Below are 381 nucleotides of genomic sequence, written 5' to 3'. Positions count from 1 at the left end.
CGCCTACGGGACGCGGCGCCGGGAGACGGCGATGCGGGATCTGGCCGACCTGCGGCGGAATCCGCGGGCGCCGCAGTACGGACGGGTGGGTGCGGTGGAGGTGCGGTTCGGGAAGGCGTCGCGGGGGAGCCCACCGAAGCGACGGACGGTGCTGACTGTCCCGGAGATCGAGTGGATCGTCCCCCTCATCGAGGAGTGGGTAGCCGAGGTGAGGCCCGGCTTCTCTCCGGGTCGGCATCCGGCGTTGTGGGTGACGGAGAGGTGCGGCCGGATCGGGGTGCGGCGCCTGGACGAAGTATTCGCCACGGTGCGCAAGCGCGCCGGGCTGCCGGGCGAGCTGGACCTGCACTGCCTGCGGCACACCTACATCACGCACCTCGT

1 pseudogene is annotated in these 381 nt (G+C 71.9%); it reads left to right on the top strand.

Annotation, left to right across the window (positions count from 1 at the left end):
• Positions 1-31: 31 nt before the first annotated feature.
• Positions 32-381 (top strand): annotated as a pseudogene (locus G3I78_RS50890) (site-specific integrase); the annotation flags it as partial.

This window comes from Streptomyces sp. SID13726, from assembly GCF_010548375.1.
Classification (GTDB): domain Bacteria; phylum Actinomycetota; class Actinomycetes; order Streptomycetales; family Streptomycetaceae; genus Streptomyces.
The sequence above is the reverse complement of the archived record's forward strand: the minus strand, read 5'-3'. Positions and strand labels throughout refer to the sequence as shown.